The sequence below is a fragment of the Nocardia rhizosphaerihabitans genome, from assembly GCF_014646295.1.
Taxonomy (GTDB): Bacteria; Actinomycetota; Actinomycetes; order Mycobacteriales; family Mycobacteriaceae; genus Nocardia; species Nocardia rhizosphaerihabitans.
This window is the reverse complement of sequence record NZ_BMNE01000007.1, coordinates 54,665-76,330: the sequence shown is the minus strand read 5'-3', so window position 1 is coordinate 76,330 and position 21,666 is coordinate 54,665. Positions and strand designations below refer to the sequence as shown.

At 69.3% G+C, this 21,666-nt stretch carries 19 protein-coding genes; 11 read left to right on the top strand and 8 right to left on the bottom strand.

The genetic code is table 11. The annotated features are described in order from the left end of the window. Nucleotides 1-38: 38 nt before the first annotated feature. A complete protein-coding gene (locus IEY60_RS27345; protein ID WP_189033375.1) occupies nucleotides 39-470 on the bottom strand; it encodes a type II toxin-antitoxin system Rv0910 family toxin in 432 nt (143 codons plus the stop codon). Nucleotides 471-724: 254 nt separating this feature from the next. Between IEY60_RS27345 and IEY60_RS27340 the strand changes: the two genes are divergently transcribed. The 5 genes from IEY60_RS27340 to IEY60_RS27320 are packed head-to-tail and all read left to right on the top strand — an operon-like array spanning nucleotide 725 to nucleotide 4,624. Then, nucleotides 725-2,107, top strand: a complete 1,383-nt coding sequence (locus IEY60_RS27340) for an ATP-binding protein (RefSeq protein ID WP_189033374.1) — start codon at nucleotides 725-727, stop codon at nucleotides 2,105-2,107. Further along, complete coding sequence (locus IEY60_RS27335; protein WP_189033373.1) at nucleotides 2,085-2,495, top strand: roadblock/LC7 domain-containing protein; 411 nt, start codon at nucleotides 2,085-2,087, stop codon at nucleotides 2,493-2,495. The genes IEY60_RS27340 and IEY60_RS27335 overlap by 23 nt, the downstream gene beginning before the upstream one ends. After that, the gene (locus tag IEY60_RS27330; RefSeq protein WP_189033372.1) at nucleotides 2,495-2,845 is read left to right on the top strand and encodes a DUF742 domain-containing protein; all 351 of its coding nucleotides are present in this window, start codon (nucleotides 2,495-2,497) and stop codon (nucleotides 2,843-2,845) included. The genes IEY60_RS27335 and IEY60_RS27330 overlap by 1 nt, the downstream gene beginning before the upstream one ends. After that, nucleotides 2,820-3,422, top strand: a complete 603-nt coding sequence (locus tag IEY60_RS27325) for a GTP-binding protein (RefSeq protein ID WP_189033371.1) — start codon at nucleotides 2,820-2,822, stop codon at nucleotides 3,420-3,422. Before IEY60_RS27330 ends, IEY60_RS27325 begins: the two co-directional genes overlap by 26 nt. Then, the gene (locus IEY60_RS27320) at nucleotides 3,419-4,624 is read left to right on the top strand and encodes a cytochrome P450 family protein (protein WP_189033370.1); all 1,206 of its coding nucleotides are present in this window, start codon (nucleotides 3,419-3,421) and stop codon (nucleotides 4,622-4,624) included. Before IEY60_RS27325 ends, IEY60_RS27320 begins: the two co-directional genes overlap by 4 nt. Nucleotides 4,625-4,631: 7 nt before the next feature. Here IEY60_RS27320 and IEY60_RS27315 read toward each other — a convergent pair whose 3' ends face one another. Continuing rightward, on the bottom strand, nucleotides 4,632-5,180 hold the full coding sequence (locus IEY60_RS27315) for a TetR/AcrR family transcriptional regulator (RefSeq protein ID WP_189033369.1): 549 nt from the start codon (nucleotides 5,178-5,180) through the stop codon (nucleotides 4,632-4,634). Nucleotides 5,181-5,380: 200 nt separating this feature from the next. Here IEY60_RS27315 and IEY60_RS27310 point away from each other — a divergent pair, with 200 nt between their 5' ends. The 3 genes from IEY60_RS27310 to IEY60_RS27305 all read left to right on the top strand — a co-directional run bounded on the left by IEY60_RS27310 (nucleotide 5,381) and on the right by IEY60_RS27305 (nucleotide 7,521). After that, the gene (locus tag IEY60_RS27310) at nucleotides 5,381-6,619 is read left to right on the top strand and encodes a cytochrome P450 (RefSeq protein ID WP_189033368.1); all 1,239 of its coding nucleotides are present in this window, start codon (nucleotides 5,381-5,383) and stop codon (nucleotides 6,617-6,619) included. A 54-nt stretch (nucleotides 6,620-6,673) separates the two neighbouring features. Then, entirely contained in the window at nucleotides 6,674-6,994 is a 321-nt protein-coding gene (locus IEY60_RS36580) for a carbohydrate-binding protein (RefSeq protein ID WP_373291774.1), read from the top strand. Nucleotides 6,995-7,128: 134 nt separating this feature from the next. Then, the gene (locus IEY60_RS27305; RefSeq protein WP_189033367.1) at nucleotides 7,129-7,521 is read left to right on the top strand and encodes an Ig-like domain repeat protein; all 393 of its coding nucleotides are present in this window, start codon (nucleotides 7,129-7,131) and stop codon (nucleotides 7,519-7,521) included. A gap of 53 nt (nucleotides 7,522-7,574) precedes the next feature. On the opposite strand, the gene IEY60_RS27300 is transcribed toward IEY60_RS27305, so the two are convergent. Then, nucleotides 7,575-10,148: an ATP-dependent Clp protease ATP-binding subunit gene (locus IEY60_RS27300; protein WP_189033366.1), complete on the bottom strand. Its 2,574-nt coding sequence runs from the start codon at nucleotides 10,146-10,148 to the stop codon at nucleotides 7,575-7,577. A 313-nt stretch (nucleotides 10,149-10,461) separates the two neighbouring features. Here IEY60_RS27300 and IEY60_RS27295 point away from each other — a divergent pair, with 313 nt between their 5' ends. After that, complete coding sequence (locus IEY60_RS27295) at nucleotides 10,462-12,528, top strand: AMP-binding protein (RefSeq protein WP_189033365.1); 2,067 nt, start codon at nucleotides 10,462-10,464, stop codon at nucleotides 12,526-12,528. Here the strand turns inward: IEY60_RS27295 and IEY60_RS27290 are convergent. From IEY60_RS27290 to pruA, 4 genes are all read right to left on the bottom strand, one after another. Next, nucleotides 12,511-13,137: a TetR/AcrR family transcriptional regulator gene (locus tag IEY60_RS27290; RefSeq protein ID WP_189033364.1), complete on the bottom strand. Its 627-nt coding sequence runs from the start codon at nucleotides 13,135-13,137 to the stop codon at nucleotides 12,511-12,513. The genes IEY60_RS27295 and IEY60_RS27290 overlap by 18 nt on opposite strands. Before the next feature lie 34 nt (nucleotides 13,138-13,171). After that, entirely contained in the window at nucleotides 13,172-14,599 is a 1,428-nt protein-coding gene (locus tag IEY60_RS27285) for an amino acid permease (protein ID WP_189033363.1), read from the bottom strand. Between the two features lie 128 nt (nucleotides 14,600-14,727). Then, nucleotides 14,728-15,690 (bottom strand): proline dehydrogenase family protein, encoded by a 963-nt coding sequence (locus IEY60_RS27280; RefSeq protein ID WP_189033362.1) that lies wholly within the window; start codon nucleotides 15,688-15,690, stop codon nucleotides 14,728-14,730. After that, nucleotides 15,690-17,342: an L-glutamate gamma-semialdehyde dehydrogenase gene (gene pruA, locus IEY60_RS27275; RefSeq protein WP_189033361.1), complete on the bottom strand. Its 1,653-nt coding sequence runs from the start codon at nucleotides 17,340-17,342 to the stop codon at nucleotides 15,690-15,692. Before pruA ends, IEY60_RS27280 begins: the two co-directional genes overlap by 1 nt. 134 nt (nucleotides 17,343-17,476) lie before the next feature. On the opposite strand from pruA, the gene IEY60_RS27270 reads away from it, so the two are divergent. Further along, nucleotides 17,477-19,099: a PucR family transcriptional regulator gene (locus tag IEY60_RS27270; RefSeq protein ID WP_189033360.1), complete on the top strand. Its 1,623-nt coding sequence runs from the start codon at nucleotides 17,477-17,479 to the stop codon at nucleotides 19,097-19,099. Nucleotides 19,100-19,277: 178 nt separating this feature from the next. Continuing rightward, complete coding sequence (locus IEY60_RS27265) at nucleotides 19,278-21,227, top strand: alkyl/aryl-sulfatase (RefSeq protein ID WP_189033529.1); 1,950 nt, start codon at nucleotides 19,278-19,280, stop codon at nucleotides 21,225-21,227. A gap of 3 nt (nucleotides 21,228-21,230) precedes the next feature. Here IEY60_RS27265 and IEY60_RS27260 read toward each other — a convergent pair whose 3' ends face one another. Continuing rightward, nucleotides 21,231-21,593, bottom strand: a complete 363-nt coding sequence (locus tag IEY60_RS27260; protein ID WP_189033359.1) for a cupin domain-containing protein — start codon at nucleotides 21,591-21,593, stop codon at nucleotides 21,231-21,233. Nucleotides 21,594-21,666 lie beyond the last annotated feature (73 nt).

Below are 21,666 nucleotides of genomic sequence, written 5' to 3'. Positions count from 1 at the left end.
CGGAACCTGGTGTTCCGCCCGGGCTTTCGGGTCGCGACTCAGCCGTAGAGCTTGACGAAGGCTTCGAGCGACCGTTCGATATCGCCGCGCAGCGCCTTCGCGACCGCCGAACCGATCGGGCCGAACAGCGGCGCACCGCCCAGATCGATGTCGACACCGACCTTGGACCCGCTGCCCGCCGGTTCGACCAGCAGGCCGAGACCGAACTTGGTGCCGCCGATGCCCGTACCGGTCAGCGCAAGGCGCCGCGGCGGTTCGGCGGTGCGCACGGTCCAGGTGACCTTGTTGCGAAAGCCCTTCACACGGGCGATGCCGACGAGGACGGTGCCGGAGGTGAGGTCCTCGGGCAGGGTGCCGCGCCACGCCTCGTGAATGGTCAGCCAGTCGCCGAGCGCCGGCAGGTCGGAAGCGTGGGCCCACGCCTGGTCCGGCGGGACGGGGACATCGACGGAGAGCTTCAGTTTCGCCACCCGGGGATGGTATCCGGTACCCGAGGTTCCGCCTCGACCGGACCAGGGCATAGCAAACCAGAATAGATCACCTGCCCAGGAGCGTGGAGGGGAATTCTGTAGGCGGACACAATGATCCACATCGCAATCGATCATGGTACTGCTACTGTGTGCGGGTCGCCGGCAGCGAGGCTTGCCTGGCGAATGCCTCCCGGGCCGGCCGGTGAGGGCCCACCGGCCAGGGCGTGGTGTGGTCGACGACGACGAAAGATCTGATGAACTCAGGAATTGCGGTGCTGTTACTCGTCATCGGAGCGCCGCTGTTGCTGCTCGCGCTGGCCGTGACGGTCTTTGCCATGCGCAACGAGCGCCAGCAGCGACTGCGCGCCGACGCCGCCATCCGTGAGCGTGTCGCGTTGGAGAACGGGCTGATCCAGCTGGCGCAGACGACGCTGCCCTCGATCACCGACGCGGTGCGCAGGCACGAAATCCCCGTGGTGGCTGTCGATCTGCCCGTGGAACTGCAGCATGCGCAGGTCGGCCAGGTGTTGCAGATGATCGCCACCGGTCACGCCGAGGATCTGCGTGTGGTCTCCGAGGAGACCAGGGCGATGGTCGAACGCTACGGCGAGCAGCGCAGGCTCAACGAGGTCATGGCCGCCAAAGACGAGGCGCAGGCCGAGCTGTCGGCGTCCTCGCGGGCCGCCACCAGCGCCGCGGTGCGCTCGTTCGGCACCTCGGTGGTCAGCCTCGGCACCGACCTCGGGCAGGTCGTGAGTGCCGCGCTGCGTGAGCATCGCGACGACGCCATCTACGAGACGCTGACCAGGATCGACCACACCGTGCAGCAGATGATCCGGCAGGCGCAGTCCTATGTGATCGTCTCCGGTGGTCTGCCGGGCCGCCGCTGGCCGCAGCAGTCGCTCACCGATGTGGCGGGCGGCGCCACCGGGCGGGTCAGGGAATTCCTGCGCGTGCGGTCGGGGCAGTCCGATCGGGTCGTGATCAGCCGCGCGGTGGAACCGCTCGTGCACACCCTGGCCACGCTGCTCGACAACGCGCTGCGCTATTCGCCGCCGTCGTCGTTCGTCGAGATCGGCTTCCAGGAGGGGCATCACGGCGTCACCGTCATCATCGATGACGCGGGCATGCGGATGAGCCCGGAGCAGCTCGAGGACGCGCGCCAGGTGCTCAGCGGTGAACGCGCGGTCGACATCCACGATCTCGGACCGGCGCCGAAGGTCGGGTTCCCCGGCATCGCGGCGCTGGCGCGGCGCTACGGGTTCTCCGTCCACGTCGACGGTCCCAACATCTTCGGCGGTATGCGGGCCATGGTCTATGTGCCCTCGGCACTGCTGGTCAGCGGTGCCGCGCCGCGGTTGCCGGAGCCGGAACTGGCCGCGCCTGCGCATGTTCCGGTACCGGTGCCGGTCGAGGCCGACGGGCCCCGCGCCGAAGTGCACGAGATCACCAGTGGGGGATTGCCCAAGCGCCGCCGCAGGCCGGTCGCGCCGGATTCGGCGGGGGTGCCCACCGAATCGGGGCATGCTCGCCCCGACCTCGCCGCTGCCTGGCACAGCGGTTCCCGCAGCGGTCGCCTCGCTGCGGCCGAGCGAACCACGGAAGGAACAGCCGATGAGCACACCGGTAGCCGATAGCACGAACCGCCTTGCGTGGCTGCTCGAGGATCTGGAGATCCCCGGCGTCCGCTTCGCGGTGCTGCTGTCCGATGACGGACTGCGGATCGCCCACTCCCGTGGCGTGGCCAAGGACGACGCCGAACGCTTCGCCGCGGCCGCCTCCGGCCTGCGCTCGCTCGGCAAGGCGCTCGGCGAGTTCTGCGGCGGATCGTCGAATGCCGTGCGCCAGAACATGACCGAGTACGACGAGGGCATGATCATGATCACCGCGGCCGGTGTCGGTGCGCTCCTAGGCGTCGCCACCACCGCCGACGTCGACGTCGCGCTGGTGGCGCACCGGATGAACGAACTGGCCTCGCGCGTCGGCCACGAGATCGGCAGCGCGCCGCGCCACGGTGGCAGGTAATGAGTCGCGGCAGGCGCGATCCCGACCTGGTCAGGTCGTATGTGCGTACCGGCGGCCGGGTCCGGGCCGCGCATGAACTGGATCTGGTGACCCTGGTCCGCGCCGCCGCCGACGCGCGGCCCGATCACCGGCCCGACGAGCGCCGGGTACTCGCGCTCACCAGTCGCCGCGGCGCGCTGTCCATCGCCGAGCTGTCGGCGTATCTGGACCTGCCCGCGTCGGTCGTGAAGATCATCGTGTCCGATCTGCTCGACAGCGGACATCTACAGTGCCCGACTCCGGCCGAAGTGAAGCCGGAGCTCGCGTTGATCAAGGAGGTGCTGCATGGTCTCCGTGCCATCGCGGGGTGAGGTCGACTACGTCGCGGAGACCGTGACGCGGTCGGTGAAGATCCTGGTCGCAGGCAATTTCGGCGTCGGCAAGACGACGTTCGTGTGCGGCGTCTCGGAGATCAGGCCGCTGCGCACCGAGGAGACGATCACCGAGGCGAGCATCGGCGTCGACGACATGGCCGGGCTCGGCACCAAGGTGCAGACCACCGTCGCACTGGATTTCGGCCGGATCACCCTGAATCCGCAACTGGCGCTGTACCTTTTCGGCACGCCCGGCCAGGAACGCTTCGCCCCCCTGTGGGAGGAGCTGGCCCGTGGCGCGCTGGGCGCGCTCGTGCTCGTCGACACCCGGCGCATCGAGAAGGCCGACGACGTGCTCTCGGCGCTGGAACAGCGCGGTGTGCCGTATGCGGTGGCGGTCAACGAGTTCGAGGGCTTCCGGCGCTACCCGCTCGAGGAAGTGCGTGAGGCGCTCGACCTGGCGCCGGACACGCCGGTGGTCGCCGTCGACGCGCGCCGCCGCGACCACGGCATGCGTGCGCTGATCACGTTGGCGGAGTACCTGTTCCGCAGGCAGGAAGCCAACGCGTCATGACGGTGGACCTCTCGGCCGACGAGCGGGTGCCGATGTACGCGCCCGAGTTCGCCGCCGATCCCCAGGCGGCCTACCGGGAGATGCGGCGCCGGTTCGGTTCGGTGGTGCCGGTCGAGTTGTCGCCGGGAATCCGCGCGACGCTGGTGATCGGATATCACACGGCGGTGCGGATCCTCAACGATCCCGAGCACTTCCCGGCCGATCCGCGGACGTGGCAGCGCACCATCCCGCAGGACTGCCCGGTGCTGCCGATGCTGCAGTTCCGGCCGGCCGCGCTGCGCACCACCGGCGCCGAGCACGCCAGGTACCGGCAGGCCAATGTCGCCGGTATCGCCGGCGTGGACCTGTACGCGATGCACGCCACCATCGAGCAGTTCGCGATTCCGTTGATCAACAGCTTCTGCGCGACCGGCTCGGCGGACCTGTTGAGCCAGTACGCGTTTCCGCTGGTGTTCCAGGCGCTGAACTCGATGCTGGGCTGCACGCCGGAGATCGGGACGCAGGTCGCCACCGGCATGGCGCAGATCTTCGAGGGCGACGACGCCGAAGCGGGCAACAACCTGCTCGCCTCCGCGTTGACCGACCTGGTCGCGCTGCGGCAGCGCGAGCCGGGCGACGACGTCGCCACCCGGCTGCTGCACCACCCGGCCGCGCTCACCGACGAGGAGATGGTGCACCAGCTGCTGGTGCTCTACGGCGCAGGCATCGAGCCGATGCTGAACCTGGTGGTCAACACGCTGCGGCTGATGCTCACCGACGATCGTTTCGCGGGCAATGTGCTCGGTGGCAGCCTGTCGACCCGCGACGCGCTCGACGAGGTGCTCTTCACCGACCCGCCGCTGGCAAACTTCTGCATGACCTATCCGCGTCAGCCGATCCTGGTAGACGAGATGTGGCTGCCCGCGCACGAACCGGTCGTGATCAGCATGTCGGCCTGCAACAACGATCCGGCCATCGCCGGGCGCGATGTGGTCGACAACCGGGCGCATCTGGCGTGGAGCGCGGGCCCGCACGGCTGCCCGGCCAAGTCGGTGGCGTATCTGATCGTGCAGGACGCGATCGACCAATTGCTCGACGCGCTGCCGGAGCTGACGCTGGCCGTGCCCGCCGAGGAATTGGTGTGGCGGCCCGGGCCGTTCCACCGGTCGCTGGCCGCGTTGCCGGTCGAGTTCCCGAAGACGCCGCCGCTGCCGATGCCCTGATCCGCGCTCAGCGGGCGCGCAGGGCCGGGCCGACGAACCGTTCGACCAGCTGACGTTCGGCCGCGGCATCGGGCAGTGGCCAGGTGAGCAGCGAGAGCACGACCCGCACGATCCAGGCCGCGGCCGCATCGTCGGGGGCGATGCGGGTCAGTGCGGTCGCGATGCGGCCGAGTTCGGGTGCCTCGGCGAGGAATTCGTCGGTGTCGGGGGAGCGGTGCCGGATCAGCCACTGCCGCAGGACCGGATCGGCGCGGAGGGCGGCGACCGCGGCCAGAATCGCCTCGACCGGGCGACGGCCCGCGGGCACCTGGTCGACGGCGGCTTCGACGCGGGCGACGACCGTGCCCGCGGCCCTGACCATGACGGCGCGGACCAGGCGTGGTTTCCCGCCGACGTAGCGGTACATCGTCGCGCGGGAGCAGCCTGCGGCGGCGGCGATGTCCTCGGCGGTGACGTCGTCGATGCCGCGTTCGAGGAACAGCGCGAGGGCGGCGCGTTCGATCCGGTCGATCGCGACGGTGCGGCGGTCGCCGCCTGCCAGCCAGTCGGCGGTCATCGGGAGCTCCTTCGCTGTCTCAGGCTGAGACGTTCTCTCGAAATTGTCTACCCGAGTCAGTGCTGGAAGATCGTGTTTTCGCGATATGGGTCGCCGGTGCGCCGGGTGTGCAGGCGGTCTCATGGTGAGACGGCGGTTGACCTCCTGTTCGCCCCGGGACACGGTGAGGGCCGACAACCTGACCAGGAAAGGCGGCGGCGATGACCACGGATCTCGGGGCGATCGATCTCTTCGATGCGGCGGTGCTCGACGACCCCTACCCCCTGTATCGGACGCTGCGTGAACACGCGCCGGTCCATCGGGTGCCGGGTACCGACTTCTTCCTCGTCGCGTCGTGGGCCGCGGTCGCCGAGGCCACCGCGCGGACGGCGGACTTCTCCTCGCATCTGACCGGGGTGCTCGTCGCCCAACCGGGAGCGGCGCCGGTGACCTTCGACCTCGATTCGACCGGACAGGCCGTGCACGTGCTGGCCACCGCCGACGGTGCCGTGCACTCCGCGCATCGCGGCATCGTCGGCCCGGCGCTGGCCAAACGGGTTCGCACCCTGGGGCCCGTGGTCACCGCGCTCACCGAGCAGCTCTGGGCCGAGGAGCTCGACGGTGACCGGATCGACTGGGCCACCGGCATCGCCGACCGGCTACCGCTCGCGCTGATCGCCGAACTCGTCGGGTTCCCGCGCGCCGATGTGCCGCAGCTGCTGTCGTGGGCGTACGACTCCACCGAGATGCTGGGCGGCATCGTCGCCGACGGCAGGATGGCGGCGCTGATCACCTCGGCCGCCGAACTGGCCAACTACGCCTACCAGGCGGTGGTTGCGGCGAAAGAGCGTGCGGCCGGGCAGGATTCGCCGGAAGCGCTGATCGATGTGCTCGCCGCGGCCTTGGCCGCCGGGCGCATCGACGAGCAGCAGGCGGTGCTGATCGTGGTGCAGCTGGTCGGTGCCGGCGGTGAGTCGACCGCCGGTCTGATCGCCTCGGCGACCCGCCTGCTGGCGACCGACCTCGACCTCCAGTCGCGACTGCGGGATCGTCCCGAGCTGGTGCCCGCGTTCTTGGACGAAGCGCTGCGGGTGGAGTCGCCGTTCCGCGGCCATCACCGGCACGTCGTCGCCGATACCGAGCTGGCCGGCGTCGCGCTCCCCGCGGGCAGTCACCTGCTGTTGCTGTGGGGCGCGGCCAACCGCGATCCGGCGATGTTCGGCGCGCCCGATGTCGTCGACCTGGAGCGGCCTCGCGGACGGGCGCACGCGGCGTTCGGCGCGGGCGCGCACTTCTGCATCGGATCCGCACTGGCCCGCCTCGAAGCGACGGCCGCGATCACCCTGCTGCTCGAGCGCACCGAACGGTTCACCCTGGACGACGACGCACCGCCGCGCTGGGTGCCGAGCCTGTTCGTCCGGCGGCACGCGAGCCTGCCGCTCCGGGTCACCCCGCGCTGACCCGCGGCACCGTGACGGGGTGCGCAATCCTCACCTGAGCCGAGGAACGGACGAATTTCGAGGAAGTCGCGCAACGTTCGCCAGCCCCGTCGCCGAGCCGTAAGCCCTACTCTCGGTAAGAGGTCCTGTTGCCAACTGTGCCGCGTCCCGGCAACATCCGGCAAACATCGGAAGGCCACCACCCCACCCACCACGACCACCCACCACCTGACGACCACCGCGCCTGCGACGACGTCGTGGCGGCAGGGCTCCACCTACGCGATCGGTGACAAGGTCACCTACCAGGGCGTTACCTACAGCTGCAGGCAGGCGCACACCGTCCACGACCCGAACTGGACACCGCCGAACACGCCCGCACTCTGGTCGCGGGGATAGCCGTCCGGACCGAGGCCTGGCGAGCAGCAAACGTTTCGTGTGTTCTCCCACCATCGCCCCCACGATGGGGCGAGGATTGAGCACGACTCGCCGGCCTCGCGTTCGGCCGGCCCCGCAGCACAAGGACGTGAGATATGAGTGACAGGAAATTCGCCTTCGCCTTCGCGGCCACCGGGACGGCGTTGCTGGCCATGACGATCGGCTCACCGTCCGCCTCCGCGGCGGTCTCGCAATTGACGGTCGACCCCGGACTCAGCGTCGGGATGGCAACCAACTACGGCACCGGCTGCACCCACCATCTGGTGGCCCGGCTCAGCGTCGACATGGAACCTGTCTCCTTCTACGACAACGGCACGCTGCTGGCCGTTGTCGTCCCGCTCGACGGCACCGCCAGCATCGACTGGGTGCCCTCGAGCAGCGGACCGCACAGCCTGGCGGCACTGCAGGGCGGCGTCGGCCGCGGCGCCGATGTGAGCGTCGGCAGGGGCTACCGGTTCGGCGAGTCCTGCGTGGTCACCGGCGGCTGACCCGAACACGGCGGTGGCCCGGTCCACGCGGACCGGGTCACCGCCGTCTGGGTCTACTTCTTCGACGGGGCGAGCTTCTTGTCCTCGCCCTTCTTCCCCGACTTCTTCTTCGAGTGCGACTTCGGTTCGGCGCCATCGGTATCGGCGCCACCAGCCGGCGCGACGGCGGTGACGACCAGATCGTCGTCCGCGGTGCCGACATTCACCGTCGCTCCCGGTTCCAGCCCGCCGTCGAGCAGCAGTCGCGAGATCCTGTTGTCGAGTTCCTTCTGCACCGTGCGCCGCAACGGACGGGCGCCGAACTCCGGTTGGAAACCCCGGTCGCCCAGCCAGTCCACCGCCGACTCGCTGATGTCGAGCTCGATGTCCTGGGCGGCGAGCATGCGCCGGGTCTTGTCCAGGATCAGGTTCACGATCCGTTCCAGCTGCGACTTGTCGAGCCGGTGGAACACCACCGTCTCGTCGATGCGGTTGAGGAACTCCGGCCGGAAATGCTGCTGCAGCCGTTCCATCAGCTGCGGCGTGATCGCCTCCAGATCGCCCTCCGGGGCCTTCAAGATCAGGTCCGAGCCGATGTTGGAGGTCATGATGACGATCGTGTTCTTGAAATCGACGGTGCGGCCCTTGGAATCGGTGACCCGGCCGTCGTCGAGCAACTGCAACAGCACGTTGAACACATCCGGGTGCGCCTTCTCGACCTCGTCGAACAGGATCACCGAGTACGGCTGCCTGCGCACCTTGTCGGTGAGCTGCGCCGCGTCGTCGTAGCCGACATATCCGGGCGGGGCACCGACGAGACGCGAGACCGTGTGCTTCTCCTGGAACTCGCTCATGTCGAAGCGGATGAGCCGGTCCTCGTCGCCGAAGACGGCCTCGGCCAACGCTTTCGCGAGTTCGGTCTTGCCGACACCGGTCGGCCCGAGGAACAGGAACGACCCGATCGGCCGATTCGGATCCTTGAGTCCGGCCCTGGCGCGGCGCACCGCCTCGGCGACCGCGACGATCGCCTCGTCCTGCCCGATCACCCGCTTGTGCAGCACGTCCTCGAGCTGGAGCAGGCGCTGCTTCTCCTCGGCGGTGAGATCCGCGACGGGAATACCGGTCTGCCGGGAGATCACCTCGGCGATGTCGACGACCCCGACCTCGGGCTCGCCTGCCCGCACGCCGGATTCCTCGAGCTCTTGCTCCTTGGCCGCGATATCGGCCTTGATCGCGGTGGCCTTCTCGTAGTCCTCGTTGTCGACCGCGGCGTCTTTCTCCCGGTACAGCCGCGCGATCTCCTCGTCCTTGGCCCTCGCCTCCGGATCGGGTGTGCCTGAACGCAGCCGCACCCTGGCACCGGCCTGGTCGATCAGATCGATCGCCTTGTCGGGCATGAACCGATCGGTGATGTAGCGATCGGAGAGCTGGGCCGCCGCGATCAGCGCCTCGTCGGAGTAGCGCACCTGATGGTGCTCCTCGTAGACATCGGCCAGCCCGCGCAGGATCTCGATGGTGTCCTCCACCGAGGGCTCCGACACCATCACCGGCTGGAACCGGCGCTCCAGCGCGGCATCCTTCTCGATGTACTTGCGGTACTCGTCGATCGTGGTCGCGCCGACGACATGCAGTTCACCGCGGGCGAGCGCGGGCTTGAGCAGGTTGCCCGCGTCCATCGAGCCCTCGCCGCCGCCACCGGCGCCGACGATGGTGTGCAGCTCGTCGATGAAGACGATCAGTTCGTCCTTGTGCGCGCGGACCTCGTCGAGGATCTTGGTCAGCCGCTCCTCGAACTCACCGCGGTACTTGCTGCCCGCGACCAGCGTGCCGACATCGAGCGCGATGACGCGACGGTCGGCGAGAGTGGACGGCACGTCGTTGTTGACGATCCGCTGCGCCAGCCCCTCCACGATCGCGGTCTTGCCGACACCGGGATCACCGATCAGCACGGGGTTGTTCTTGCGCCGCCGCGACAGGATCTCGATCGTCTGCTCGATCTCCTGCGCCCGCCCGACGACCGGGTCGACGAGACCTTCGCGGGCCTCCGCGGTGAGATCGCGGCCGTATTCGTCCAGCGTGGGGGTGTCGGTCTGCTGCTGTCGCTTGGCGGGGGCGCCGGTGGTCGCGGGGCCGGACGTATTGCCGCTCTGGGTGGCGGCGATGCCTGCCATCAGCGCCTGGGCCGCCACGGAGTCGGGGAGCGAGGCGATGCCGAGCAGGACGTGCTCGGGACCGATGTAGCTGCTGCCGGACTGCGCGGCCTGCCGTTGGGCGGCGCGCAGCGCCAGCTTGGTGCCGGGGCTGAGGGTGATGTCGGCGAGGTCGTCTTCGCTGGGCGAACCGGTGTCGAGGTACTCCTGCATCTGCTCGGCAACCTGGTCGGGATCCAGGCTGAGCTCGGCCACGATGCTGCGGCCCGGCTCGGATTCGGTGGCGGCGTAGAGCAGATGCTCTGGCGTGATCTCGGGATTGCCCCATTCCTGGGCGGCCTCGCGTGCCGAGCCGATCAGCAATTTGGCGTTGTCGGTCATGAGTCTGCCCAGGTCGATCCGCTGCACGGGTGGCTTCGCCGACATTCCTGAGCCGAAGAATCGCTGGAAGATGTCATCGAAAGAGTTCATCGAACTACCTGGCCAGCTCGCTGTCATGTCCACACCTCTTCGCTAGTCGCGCCGCTCGTCGCGGCGACTCATGCAGATCGGGTCGGTACTGCCAGCAATACTTCGGCATCCTCGGGTGGGGTGCAAGCAATTGGAGAGTTTCACATCTGCAACGTCGTGAGGTGTGTCCGGCAACCAAACTCCGGCTGAAGCGGTCCCGAACCACCGGTTTTGTCTGATTCTTGATCGAGGAGCGGCACGGACGGGTAGCGTGACGACCCGCGCCACGGTATCGATCGCGGCGCCCATATTTGCCCGCCGACCGAGCTGGTCGAACAGGCCGACGGGAAGAGCACGGAGTTTGGTCACCGACGTCATCGATGTCACCGCGGATTTCACGATCGCGCGTCAATCACTGTGGGATGTCCTGCTGGATCCGCAGAGCTATCCGCGGATGTTCACCGGCATCGGCAGCTGCGAACGGGTCGAGCGACCCGACGGGTCGGTGGTGTGGCAGGTGCGGGTCGGGTCGGCCGCCGCGGGGATCGAGACGCACGAGTTCGTCCTCGTGATCGGGCGCTGGTACGAGAGTTTCGAACTGCGCAGCCCGGCGCTGGGCAGCTTCGCCTCGGTCCGGCTGCGCGGCGACGAGCAGCGCACGCGCCTCGACATCACCCTGTTCGCCGCGGCCAGAGTGCACCCGCTGCTCGGCGAACGCAGCAACTCCACGGTCACCGACTGGGTGAAGGCGGGGCTGCGCCGCACCGCCGACGTCATCGCGGGCACCCGATCCTCGGTGGTGGTCAACGCCGAACGCTCGATGATCCGGCGCAACGCCGGGGTGGCACGCAGCATCGCGGCGACCGGGCTGATGCGTCCCGAACCCATCTCGATGGTGAAACAGCTTCGCTCCCTGTCGAAGTGGGGCTTCAATCTGGCGGGCGGATACGCCGCGGGCGCGGCGCACGCGCCGGATCGGCTCGCGCTGATCGACTCGCGCGGCACCCGCACCTTCGCCGAGGTCGACACCAGGTCCACCGCGCTCGCCGGAGCGATGCACGCGCTGGGTCTGCGCGCGGGTGACGCGATCGGCCTGCTGTCCCGTAATCACGCGGGCATGGTCGAAACCATGGTCGCCGCGGGCAAACTCGGCGTCGACGTGGCGCTGCTCAATGCCGGACTGTCCGGGCGGCGGATCGAGGAGATCGTGCAGCGGCACCGGCTCAGCGCGGTCTTCGTCGACGGGCCGCTGGAAACGCTGATCCGCTACCTGCACAGCGACGTCCCGCGATACACCACCGACGATCTGCCGCCGGACCCGGATCGCACCACGGTCGACGGCCTGATCGCGTCGGGAAACACCGACTTCCCCGTGCCGGCGCATCCCGGCAGACTGATCGTGCTCACCTCGGGCACCAGTGGTTCGCCCAAGGGCGCGCGCCGCCCGCACGCCAAGGGCTTCGGCACGATCGCCGCGCTGCTGTCGCGGATTCCGCTGCGGGTCGAAGAGGTCATGCTCATCCCGGCGCCGCTGTTCCATACCTGGGGCCTGGCCGGATTGCAGCTGAGCACCGCACTGCGCGCCACCGTGGTGCTCACCGACGGCTTCGACGCCCTCGACTGCCTGCGGGCGATCGCCCAGCACCGGATCACCACCTTGATCGTGGTCCCGACCATGGTCGAGCGCCTGCTCGACGTGCCGGGTGACGTGCGCGCGAGCTTCGACTTGTCGAGCCTGCGGCACGTCGTCAGCTGCGGCGCCCCCCTGGCCGGGGCCACCGTGCTGCGCTTCCTCGACACCTTCGGCGACGTGCTCTACAACGTGTACGGCTCGACCGAGGTCTCCTGGGCCAGCGTCGCCACCCCCGCCGACCTGCGGGTCTCGCCGACCACCGCGGGCCGACCGCCGCTGGGCACCCGTGTGGCCGTGCTCGGTCCCGACCTGCGGCCGGTGCCGGTCGGCGCCACCGGGCACATCTTCGTCGCCAATCACATGCTCTTCGACGGCTACGTCAACGCGGCGCCGCCGGAGGAGGCCGACGGCATGCTCGACACCGGCGACCTCGGCTATCTCGACGCCGCGGGCCGGTTGTTCGTGGCCGGCCGCGACGACGAGATGATCATCTCCGGCGGCGAGAACGTCTTCCCGCGACCCGTCGAGGAAGCCCTGGCGAACCTGCCGCAGATCACCGAGGTGGCCGTCGTCGGCGTCCCCGACCGGGAGTTCGGTCAGCGGCTGGCCGCGTTCGTGGTGAAACGCGAAGGGGCGGGCCTGGATTCGGACATGGTGCGGACCTACATCCGCAACCGGCTCAGCCGTTTCTCGGTCCCGCGCGATGTGACGTTCCTCAACGCCCTGCCGCGCGGGGAGACCGGCAAGATCCTCAAGCGGGTGCTGGTGCGACCGGAGTCAGCGCTGAGCGAGTAGCAGCCGCAACGCCCGCTCGAGCGCCGCCGAGGCCTGGGCTCCCGACAGCCCGCGCCGGTCCTGCAGGTGGTGGCGCATCGGCCAGGCGAGTGTGCCATCGATGAGGTCGAGCAGTTCGTCGTCGATGGTGCCGTCGGGCCGGGTGAGTTCGGGGGCGAAGTGCGCGGCGAGGACGGCGCGGATGCGTTCGTCGGTGCGGCGCATGCGCGCGTCGATCGCCGCGACCGACCGCGATTCCTGCAGACCGGGCAGGCGTGGGGTGCGCTGGAGATCGAAGATCGCACCGCTCTGCCGCACCACGATCGCGATCCGCTCGGCGAGCGCCAGTTCGGGATCGGGTGTCACCAGGCAGGCCTCCACCGTGGCGGACTGGTACTCGGTCGCGGCGAGGAGCAGGGCATCGCGGTCGGGGAAGTGCACGAAGATGCTGCGCTCGGAAGTACCTGCCCGAGCGGCGATCTCGCGGGTCGTCGGCGCGAAATCGCCCTCGGTGATCGCGGCGAGCAGTCCGACGATGATGGCTTCGCGCGTCTTCGCCGGATCGCGGCGCCGCCGCGGCGGACGCGCCCCCGGCTCGTCCGCCGCCTCGACCTCGTGCCCTGACCTCATCGGCCCATCACAGCACAGACCGTCCGTGGCCTGCCTACTCGCTCGGCTGCGGCGCCGTCCGGTTCATCACCGAATGCGTGCGTGAGTAGCCGAAGTAGACGACCAGACCCACCACCAGCCAAGCCAGGAACCGCACCCATGTCTCCCACGGCAGCGAGTAGATCAGGTAGGCCGAGAACCCGATGCCGATCAGCGGGATGACGGGCATGAACGGCAGCCGGAACGAGCGCGGCGCGTCGGGCCTGGTGCGCCGCAACACGATCACGGCCACGCACACCACGATGAAGGCCATCAGGATGCCGATGTTGGTGAGCTCGGCGACGGTGTTGATCGGCAGTACGCCGGCCAGGATCGCCGCGCCGACACCGACGATCCAGGTCACCCTGGTCGGCACCTTGCGGGTCGGGTGGGTCTTGGCGAACCACTCCGGCAGCAGTCCGTCGCGGCTCATCGCGAACCACACCCGGGTGACGCCGAGCATGAAGGTGAGCACCACGGTGATGATGCCGACGATCGCGCCGACGGCGATGATATTGGCGACGCCGGGCATCCCGACCGACTCGAACGCGGTGGAGAAGCCGCTGGTCGGGCTGATCTCGGTGTATTTCTGCATGCCGGTGAGAACCAGCGTGGCCAGCACGTAGAGCACCATCGCGATGGCCAGCGAATAGATGATCGCCTTGGGCAGATGCTTGCGCCCGTCGACCGATTCCTCGGCCGCGGTACTCATCGCGTCGTAGCCGAACACCGCGAAGAACACCGTCGCCGCACCCGTCCACACGGCGCCGACGCCGAACGGGAAGTACGGGTCGTAGTTGGCGCTGTCGATGTGGAACACCCCGAGCACCACGATGAGCACCACCAGGGCCACCTTGATCCCGACCGCGATCGTCTCGAACCGGCCGACGCTGGCGATTCCGCGCGAGAGCACCCACGCGGTGCCGAGGCAGAACAGCACCGCGAACAGATCGACGACCCGTCCGTCACCGGTGTCGGGCGCGCCGAGCATCCATTCCGGCAGGGTCAGCCCGACCTGGTCGAGCAGGAACCCGAAGTATCCGGACACACCGATGGCGACCACCGCCGCGACCGCGATGTATTCCAGCAGCAGATCCCAGCCGATGAACCAGCCCGCCAGCTCACCGAGCGAGACATAGCCGTAGGTGTAGGCCGAGCCCGCCTTGGGCACCATGCCGGCGAACTCGGCGTAACACAGCGCCGCCGCCGCGCTGGCCACACCGGCGATCAGGAACGAGATCAGCACCGCGGGCCCGGTCACCGAATGGGCGACCGACCCGGCCAGGGTGAAGATGCCCGCACCGATGATGCCGCCGACGCCGATGGCGGTGAGCTGCCACAGGCCGAGCGATTTGGCGAGCCGTTCGTCGCTCGGAATCTCGTCCTCGACCTCGACGAGGGGTTTGCGGCGCAACATCTGGGCGCGCAACTCTGCGAAAGACATTCGCGTTCCTTCCGTCGGCGCGCACCGCCACATCGCGATGCACGGATCTGAGTACACCGCCACGCCGCGACCGTGGGCGCCGAGAGTGAATATTGTTCAGCCGTAGAGCCCGAATGGACAGCCGGTCGTTACCCGCGCCCGCCGACGAGCGCGCGCAGGAAGAACCCGAGATTGGCAGGCCGTTCGGCCAGTCTGCGCATGAAATACCCGTACCACTGGTCACCGTAGGGGACGTAGACGCGAACGTGGTTGCCCGCGTCGGCGAGTCGCTGCTGTTCGTCGGCGCGGATGCCGTACAGCATCTGGTACTCGTATTCCTCGGTCTTGCGCTGCGCCGACTGCACCGCGACCCCGGCCGCGGCGATCACCGCCGGGTCGTGCGAGGCGATCATCGGATAGCCCGAGCCCGCGGTCAGGATCGCCAGGCAGCGCAGATACGACGCGTCGACCTCGGCCCGGTGCAGGAAGGCCACCGACTCGGGTTCGTCGTAGGCGCCCTTGCACAACCGGATTCGCGACCCCGGGCCCGCCAGCGCCCGGCAGTCGTCCTCGGTGCGGCGCAGGTAGGCCTGCAGCACCGTACCCAGCCAGGGGAACTCGGCGCGCAGGTCGCGCACGATCGCCAGGGTCGAGTCGGTGGTGGTGTGGTTCTCGGCGTCGACGGTGACCCAGATGCCCGCGGCCTCGGCGGCGGTGCAGATCTGGTGGGCGTGCTCACGGGCGATCGCGTGCCCGTCGCGCGGCAGCGCCTGACCCAGCGCCGAGAGCTTGACCGAAACCTCCAGCGGCCGAACGTCTCCCGTCGCGACGTCCGCCTGGGGGAGTCGGCCGAGCGCGGCGATCAGCGCGCGGTAGTGCACGACGGTGGCTTCCGCTCCTGCCAGGTCGGTGGTGTCCTCGCCGAGATAATCGATGCTGACGAAACGGCCGGAGCGCAGCAGGGTTTCGGTCGCGCGCACCGCGTCGTCCTCGGTGGTGCCCGCGACGAAGCGGGCGACCACATCCCGGCTGACCGGCAGCCGGGTGATGGTCCGTTCCAGCCGCGGTGAGCGGGCGGCGGCGAGCATGGTCGAGCGCAACAGTGCCGACATCAGCGGGCCTCCGTCTCGGGCGCCTGGTGCGGATAGCGGTGGTCGGTGGGCGGGGTGAAGGTTTCCTTGATGGTGCGAGCGGAGGTCCAGCGCAGCAGGTTCTGCGCCGAGCCCGCCTTGTCGTTGGTGCCGGATGCGCGTCCGCCGCCGAACGGCTGCTGGCCGACGACCGCGCCGGACGGTTTGTCGTTGATGTAGAAGTTGCCCGCGGCGAAGGTGAGCCGCTCGGTCGCCGCGGTGATCGCGGCGCGGTCCTCGGCGATGATCGAGCCGGTCAGGCCGTAGGCACTGCCACGGTCGACCAGGTCCATGGCGTCGGTGAAACCGGCCGGGGTGCTGTCGTCGTAGACGTGCACGGCCAGGATCGGGCCGAAGTACTCGGTGTGGAAGATCTCGTCGGTGGGATCGTCACCGACGACGACGGTCGGTTCGACGAACCAGCCGACGCTGTCGTCGGCGTGCCCGCCCGCGACCACGGTCAGTCCCTGCGTCGCCTTCGCCCGCTCCAGCGCCGCGGTATTGCGGTCGAACGCGCGCCGATCGATCAGTGCCCCACCGAAATTCGTGAAATCGGTGACGTCGCCGTAGCGCAGCGCCGCGGTCCGCTCGATCAGGTCCTCCGACATCGCCGCCCACACCGAGCGCGGGACGAACGCGCGCGAGGCCGCCGAGCACTTCTGCCCCTGATAGTCGAACGCGCCGCGCAGCAGCGCGGTGGTGAGCACCGCCGGGTCGGCCGAGGGGTGCGCCAGGACGAAATCCTTGCCGCCTGTCTCGCCGACGAGGCGTGGATAGGTGCGGTACCGGTCGAGCCGCTGCGCGACCTCGCGCCACAGGTGCTGGAAGGTGGCCGTCGACCCGGTGAAGTGGACTCCGGCCAGTCGCGGGTCGGCGAGCACCACGTCCGAGATCTCCGGTCCGGGTCCGTGCACCAGGTTGATCACCCCGGGCGGCAGACCGGCGGCCTCGAGCAGCTGCATGGTCAGGTAGGCGGCGACGGCCTGCGTTCTGGCCGGCTTCCACACCACCGTGTTGCCCATCAGCGCGGGCGCGGTGGGCAGATTGCCCGCGATGGCGGTGAAGTTGAACGGCGTGACCGCGTAGACGAACCCCTCCAGCGACCGGTACTGCATCCGGTTCCACACTCCGGGCGCCGAAATCGGCTGCTCGGCGAAAATCTGGCGGGCGAAGGACACATTGAACCGCCAGAAGTCGACGAGTTCACACGGCGCGTCGATCTCGGCCTGATACGCGGATTTGGACTGACCGAGCATGGTCGCGGCCGACAGTTTCTCCCGCCAGGGACCGGCGAGCAGATCGGCGGCCCGCAGGAAGATCGCGGCCCGATCGTCGAACGACATCGACCGCCAGGCCGGGGCGGCGGCCGTGGCGGCCTCGACCGCGGTGGTGGCCTCGGCGGCGCCCGCATCGCGCAGGGTGCCGAGCACGGCGGCGTGCCGGTGCGGCTGGACCACGTCGAAACGCGGACCGTCGCCACGCAGGTGGCGGCCGCCGATCACGTGGTGGATCTCGGTGGGTGTCGCGGACAGGTCGGTGAGGGCGGTCTGCAGGCGTGCGCGCTCCGGGGTTCCCGGGGCGAAGGTGCCGACCGGCTCGTTGACCGGCGGCGGAGTGGTCGCGATGGCGTCCATGAAGGCGGCTCCTGCGTCGTGGTGGGTGCGGGATGTGACGTAGTCAACACCGCTGCGCAGCGGTCATAATCGTCTGATCGGATGAAGAACCATTCGAAGCTTTGTCTGATCGGCCAAAGAATCGGAGGTGCGCGATGCCCGACGGCGCCACCACGCTCGGCGAGCTGCTCGCCGCGCTCGACCACACCGTCGCCACCCTCGTCGACGCGCCGGCGGGGGAGTCGGTGCCGGTCCGCTCGGTCGCCCTCGCCGAGCCCGCCGATCTCCCCGAGCACCTCGAGACCGAGGGCCCGCTGCCGGAGGTGTACCTGCTCGTCGGAGTCGACGCCGACGCCACCGAGCGGTGGCTGCGCGAGATCACCGCCCGCGATCCCGGCCAGCGGCCCCGCGTACTGATGACCAAGAGCGCCAACGACTCTCCCGCGGTGCGCGCCGCGGCCGCCGAGGCGGGCGTCGCGCTGGTGCACCTGCACCGGCAGGCCCGCTGGGATCAGGTGTTCCCGCTGGTGCGCCGGATGCTGGCCCGCTCACCCGGCCAGCGCGCCGCCGCCGACGACCACGACCTGCTCGCCCCCGACACCGACCTGTTCGGGCTGGCACAGGTGGTCGCCAAGGAGACCGGGGGCATGGTGTCCATCGAGGACCCGCAGTCGCACGTGCTCGCCTACTCCGCCTCCGATGCCTCCGCCGACCAGTTGCGCATCCGGTCCATCCTCGGCAGGGAGGGCCCCAGCGACTATCTGCGGATTCTGCGCGAGTGGGGCGTGTTCGACCGGGTGCGGCGCAGCGACGAGGTCGTCGACGTGCCCGAACATCCCGAACTCGATATCCGCCGCCGACTCGTTGTCGGCATCCGGCGCGGCACACCTGCGCGCATGCTCGGCACCATCTGGCTGCAACAGGGCGATGCGCCGCTGCGACCCGACGCGGCACAGGTGCTGCGCGGCGCCTCGGCGGTCGCCGCGCGGATCATCGCCCGCGGCCTGGACGCACCGTCGACCGAGGCGCTGCTGGTGCGCAGGCTGTTCGGCGCGCACGGCGACGGGGTCGACGTGCCGTCGGTGGCGGCCGCGCTGAACCTGCCGACCACCGGTCCCGCCGCGGTGATCGGGATCGCGGCGATCGGTCCCGTCGCCGGTCTGGCGGCATCGAGCGGCCTGATCCGATTGCACGCCAGCGCTTTCCGGGACGACTCGGTGACCGAAGCGATCGGCGACCGGGTCTATGTGCTGTTGCCGTCGTACCACTCCGAACACAGTGTCGGCTCCTGGGTGCGCCGCCTGGTCGCGCAACTCGAGCAGGCGCGGGGCCTGGTGGTGCGGGCCGCGGTCGCCGCGCCGGTGGCCGGGCTGACCGCGGTCGCGGGCGCCCGCGCAGAGGTCGACCGCGTCCTGGACAGCCCGGCCGCCGCCTCGTCGGGGAGCCGGGTGAGCACGCTGGCCGAAGCACGGACCGCGGTCCTGCTGGCCGAGATCCTCGAACTCGTCCGCGACCGACCACCACTGCACGATCCGCGCCTGGCCGCGCTCGACGACTACGACCGCGAGCACGCCGCCGAACTGCGCGTTTCGGTGCGGGCGTACCTGCGGGCGCACAGCGAGGTGAGTGCGGCCGCGGCCGCACTGCGCGTGCACCCGAACACGCTGCGGTACCGGTTGCGCCGGGCGGAAGCCGTCCTCGGCATCGACCTGGCCGATCCGGCCGACCGGCTGCTCCTGGAGATCCAGCTGGCCGCTGTGCCGATTGCTCAGCCGTAACTCAGCTATTGCAGTTATGCTGCAATAGCGGCGCCCGTCGCACCGCCGACCATGGCGGGACAGTGATCGCCTGAGTGAGGTAGCAGTGGTGGACGGTACGAACGCGGACCGGTTCGCAGTGTCGCGACGCGGCATGCTCGGCGTCGGGGCCGGGGCGGCCGCGGCGCTGGCTGTCGGCATGACCGTCAGCGGCTGCGGTGACGAAGCGGCCGGAATCGCGCCGTCGAGGACACAGACCGATCCCACGAAGACGATCGCGGACGCCAACCGCGCCCTGGCCGACACCTTGCCCTTCGGTGACACCGCCGATTTCGCCGACGCCGACCGCGGCTGGATCGCCTCCCTCGAACCCGGCACGGTGACCGATCCGACCGGAAAGATGGTGTGGGACACCGAGTCCTATGACTTCCTCGCCGGATCCTGTCCGCAGTCGGTGAATCCGAGCCTGTGGCGCCAGGCCCAGCTCACCGTGAAGCAGGGCCTCTACGAGATCGCGCCGGGCTTCTATCAGATCCGCGGCCTCGACCTGTCGAACATGACGCTGATCGAAGGCGACACCGGCGTGATCGTCATCGACCCGCTCGTCTCCGCCGAAACCGCCGCCGCCGGCCTCGCCCTCTACCGCAAGCATCGCGGAGATCGTCCGGTCACCGGTCTGATCTACTCGCACTCCCACGTCGATCACTTCGGCGGTAGCTACGGGGTGATCACGCCGCAGGACGTCGCGGCAGGCCGCTGCCCGGTGATCGCGCCGTCGGGCTTCCTCGAGCACGCCGTCGCCGAGAACATCTACACCGGCACCGCGATGGCGCGGCGTGCCGCCTACATGTACGGCGCCGCCTTGCCGCGCGGCCCGAAGGGGCAGGTGGGAGCCGGTCTCGGGCAGACCACATCGACCGGAACGATCAGCCTCATCCCGCCCACCCTCGACGTCGTCCGCACCGATCAAGAAGAGACCGTCGACGGTGTGCGGATGGTCTTCCAGCTGACCCCGGGCACCGAAGCGCCCTCGGAGATGAACTTCTACTTCCCCGACCGCCGCATCCTGTGCATGGCCGAGAACGCGACGCACACCATGCACAACATCGTCACCCTGCGCGGTGCGCTGGTCCGCGATCCGCACGTGTGGGCCAAGTACCTCACCGATTCGATCACTCGCTACGGCCGCCGGTCGGACTTGGTGTTCTCCTCCCACCACTGGCCGATCTGGGGCACCGACCGCATCGTCGAATTCCTCTCCCTCCAGCGCGACATGTACGCCTACCTCAACGATCAGACGCTGCGGCTGCTGAACCAGGGCTATGTCGGCGCCGAGATCGCCGAGATGATCACGATGCCGCCCGCGCTCACCGCATCGTGGTCGACGCAGGGCTACTACGGTTCGGTCAGCCACAACGTGAAGGCCGTCTATCAGCGCTACATGGGCTGGTTCGACGGCAACCCGGCCCATCTCTGGGAGCATCCGCCGGTGGACAACGCCCGCCGTCACGTCGAGGCGATGGGCGGCGCGGCCGCGGTGCTCCAGCACGCGCAGCGGGCCTACGACGCCGCCGACTTCCGCTGGGTGGTGCAGCTGGTGAACTACGTGATCTTCGCCGACCCGGGCAACGACACCGCGAAGGCCTTGCAGGCCAGTGCGTTCGAACAGCTGGCCTACGGCTCGGAGAACGCCACCTGGCGCAACTTCTACCTCAGCGGCGCCCATGAACTGCGGCACGGGTCCTTCGGCACCCCGACCGCGGCGAACTCCGCCGCGCTGGCCGCGGCGTTGAGTGTGGATCAGGTGTTCGACGCGATGTCGCTGCGCATCGATGGCCCGAAGGCCTGGGAGGTCCGGATGACCACCGATTGGCGGATCAGCGACGAGGGCAACCGGATTCACCGCGTCGAGCTGCGCAACGGTGTGCTCGTCCACTACGACCGGTTCCCCGGTGACCAACTGCCCGCACCAGAGGCGACCGTCACCCTCGCCCGGCCGGTGCTGATCCGCAGCCTGGCCGGCGGGGGCGATCTGAAGAAGGCCGTGCTCGATGGTGACATCGTCATCGACGGCGATGCCACCGTGCTCGCGAAGCTGCCCGGCCTGATCGACAAGCCGGACCCGAACTTCGCGATCGTGACGCCGTAGGAACTACCGCTTGGCGTAGTCGGCGACACCCTGCCAGTCGAGCATCACGCAGGGTTCGTCGCCGACCACCCAGGCGTCGTGGCCGGGCGGCACCACCATGAGATCGCCGGGGCCGAATTCCTGCTGCTCGCCGTCGTCCATGACCACCGCCAGCTTCCCGGACAGGCAGTAGCCCATGTGCGGAGCCTGGCAGCTGTCGGTCTGGGCGATCGGCTTGACATGCTCGGACCATCGCCAGCCGGGTTCGAACACCGCCCGGCCCACCGGGCCACTGTCGAGATTGACCAGATCGAGCCTGCCTTTGTCCTGCTCGAAGGGCCGGGTTTCCTCTGGGTCATCGAAATTCTTGCGGATCATGGCAGACATGACGTTCTCCTGGTCGTCCGGAGGGGCCGACGTGTCGTGGTCCACCAGGGGCGCGTCAGCGCCCTCGGCCCGC

Coding starts and splice junctions, on each gene's coding strand:
- IEY60_RS27340 (WP_189033374.1), top strand. CDS start 725: ATGAACTCAGGAATTGCGGTGCTGTTACTCGTCATCGGAGCGCCGCTG.
- IEY60_RS27335 (WP_189033373.1), top strand. CDS start 2,085: ATGAGCACACCGGTAGCCGATAGCACGAACCGCCTTGCGTGGCTGCTC.
- IEY60_RS27330 (WP_189033372.1), top strand. CDS start 2,495: ATGAGTCGCGGCAGGCGCGATCCCGACCTGGTCAGGTCGTATGTGCGT.
- IEY60_RS27325 (WP_189033371.1), top strand. CDS start 2,820: ATGGTCTCCGTGCCATCGCGGGGTGAGGTCGACTACGTCGCGGAGACC.
- IEY60_RS27320 (WP_189033370.1), top strand. CDS start 3,419: ATGACGGTGGACCTCTCGGCCGACGAGCGGGTGCCGATGTACGCGCCC.
- IEY60_RS27315 (WP_189033369.1), bottom strand. CDS start 5,180: ATGACCGCCGACTGGCTGGCAGGCGGCGACCGCCGCACCGTCGCGATC.
- IEY60_RS27310 (WP_189033368.1), top strand. CDS start 5,381: ATGACCACGGATCTCGGGGCGATCGATCTCTTCGATGCGGCGGTGCTC.
- IEY60_RS27305 (WP_189033367.1), top strand. CDS start 7,129: ATGAGTGACAGGAAATTCGCCTTCGCCTTCGCGGCCACCGGGACGGCG.
- IEY60_RS27300 (WP_189033366.1), bottom strand. CDS start 10,148: ATGACAGCGAGCTGGCCAGGTAGTTCGATGAACTCTTTCGATGACATC.
- IEY60_RS27290 (WP_189033364.1), bottom strand. CDS start 13,137: ATGAGGTCAGGGCACGAGGTCGAGGCGGCGGACGAGCCGGGGGCGCGT.
- IEY60_RS27285 (WP_189033363.1), bottom strand. CDS start 14,599: ATGTCTTTCGCAGAGTTGCGCGCCCAGATGTTGCGCCGCAAACCCCTC.
- IEY60_RS27280 (WP_189033362.1), bottom strand. CDS start 15,690: ATGTCGGCACTGTTGCGCTCGACCATGCTCGCCGCCGCCCGCTCACCG.
- pruA (WP_189033361.1), bottom strand. CDS start 17,342: ATGGACGCCATCGCGACCACTCCGCCGCCGGTCAACGAGCCGGTCGGC.
- IEY60_RS27270 (WP_189033360.1), top strand. CDS start 17,477: ATGCCCGACGGCGCCACCACGCTCGGCGAGCTGCTCGCCGCGCTCGAC.
- IEY60_RS27265 (WP_189033529.1), top strand. CDS start 19,278: ATGACCGTCAGCGGCTGCGGTGACGAAGCGGCCGGAATCGCGCCGTCG.
- IEY60_RS27260 (WP_189033359.1), bottom strand. CDS start 21,593: ATGTCTGCCATGATCCGCAAGAATTTCGATGACCCAGAGGAAACCCGG.